Source organism: Nocardiopsis sp. TNDT3 (assembly GCF_003427465.1).
GTDB classification, from domain to species: domain Bacteria; phylum Actinomycetota; class Actinomycetes; order Streptosporangiales; family Streptosporangiaceae; genus Nocardiopsis; species Nocardiopsis dassonvillei.
In genome coordinates this window covers 1-1,686 of the sequence record NZ_QPFC01001425.1, presented here as the reverse complement: position 1 = coordinate 1,686, position 1,686 = coordinate 1, and the positions used below count along the sequence as shown (strand labels likewise).

Sequence of the window (1,686 nt, the reverse complement as noted above, 5' to 3'; positions counted from 1 at the left end):
CGGTTCCTCCGACCGGGCGCCCCGTGTACCGGCTGTGTGCGCTCCCGGGGTGCGGGGGGCTGTGCGCTACTCGGCGCGCAGGTCGCGGCGCAGTTCCTTGGGCAGCGAGAAGGTCAGCGTCTCGTCGGCGGTGGTCACCGGGGTGACCGTGCCGTAGCCGTGCCCGGCCAGCTTGTCGAGCAGCTCGCGCACCAGGATGTCCGGCACGGAGGCGCCGCTGGTCACGCCGACCGTGGTCACGCCCTCCAGCCAGGAGTCGTCCATCAGCGAGGCGTTGTCGATCAGGTGGGCGGCGTCGGCGCCCGCGTCCAGGGCCACCTCCACCAGGCGGACCGAGTTGGACGAGTTGTCGGATCCGACCACGATGACCAGCTCGCACTCGGGCGCCATCGCCTTGACCGCGTCCTGGCGGTTGGAGGTGGCGTAGCAGATGTCGTCGCTGGGCGGGTCGAGCAGGTTCGGGAACCGCTCGCGCAGGGCGTCCACCGTCTGGGTGGTCTCGTCCACCGAAAGGGTCGTCTGGGAGAGCCACGACACGTTGTCCGGGTTGCGCACCTGGACCTTGTGCACCTCGTCCGGGCTCTCGACGATCTGGATGTGCTCGGGGGCCTCACCGCTGGTGCCCTCGACCTCCTCGTGGCCGATGTGGCCGATGAGGATGATGTCCCGGTCCTCGGCCGCGAAGCGCTTGGCCTCCTTGTGGACCTTGGTGACGAGCGGGCAGGTGGCGTCGATCGTCTTGAGGCTGCGCCTGTGCGCCTCCTCGTGCACGGCCGGGGAGACGCCGTGCGCGGAGAAGACCACGATGGCCCCCTCGGGCACCTCCTCGGTCTCCTCGACGAAGATCGCGCCGCGCTCCTCCAGGGTGCGCACCACGTGGGTGTTGTGCACGATCTGCTTGCGCACGTAGATCGGCGCGCCGTACTGCTCCAGGGCCTTCTCGACGGTGATGACAGCGCGGTCGACACCGGCGCAGTAGCCCCGGGGATTGGCGAGGAGCACACGGCGTTGGTTCGTGGCAGTCGTCATCGCAGTCATGTGTTACATCCTAGGTGGCTTGGGCGGCGTGCGACCCGGGTGTGGGAGAGGGCACTGAACAGGCCGCTTCGACGTGCGACCGGTGCCAAGGTGACGGTATCGCAACGGGGCGCATCCGGTTGCGCCTCGAAGTGGCGAAATCGTTCACTTCTCCCCTGCTCATGGTGTTCAACCCTCCTCTATCCTGGTTCACCATCACACGCATTGCAGGCGGTTCGCCCTCACCTCGGCCCTGCCGGTCGGCTGTTCGCGCGCCGCTCACCCCACTCGCCGAGACCACCAGGAGCCCCCGTCCTATGTCGAAACCGACGCTCGCCACGAAGCTGGTCGCCCTGGTCAAGGGCATCTTCGGGCGCAAGGAAACGGCGGCCGCGCCCGAGCCCGCGGCCCAGGAGGCGGCCGGGACCGCCCAGTCCCCCGCCCCCGCGACCGCGGAGCCCGAGGACGTGACCGCGCGCGGCACGGACCAGGCCCAGCCGTCCGCGGAGAAGAGCACCGAGGCCGGGGCGCACGGGGCGGAGAGCGCCGACGAGCCGCAGGCCGCGCCGAAGACCGAGGAGCCCGCCGCGGCCGCCGCGCCCGTCGAGGCCGAGAAGGCTGAGGCCGCCGAGCCCGCCGCGGAGCAGGAGTCCGTGAAGGAGGAGGCCG

1 protein-coding gene and 1 pseudogene are annotated in these 1,686 nt (G+C 70.6%); one reads left to right on the top strand and one right to left on the bottom strand.

The window, feature by feature from the left end:
• Positions 1 to 66 precede the first annotated feature (66 nt).
• Complete coding sequence (locus tag DQW06_RS28500; protein WP_174546873.1) at positions 67 to 1,038, bottom strand: 4-hydroxy-3-methylbut-2-enyl diphosphate reductase; 972 nt, start codon at positions 1,036 to 1,038, stop codon at positions 67 to 69.
• Between the two features lie 296 nt (positions 1,039 to 1,334).
• Between DQW06_RS28500 and DQW06_RS28495 the strand changes: the two are divergent.
• A pseudogene (locus DQW06_RS28495) lies at positions 1,335 to 1,686 on the top strand (hypothetical protein); the annotation flags it as partial.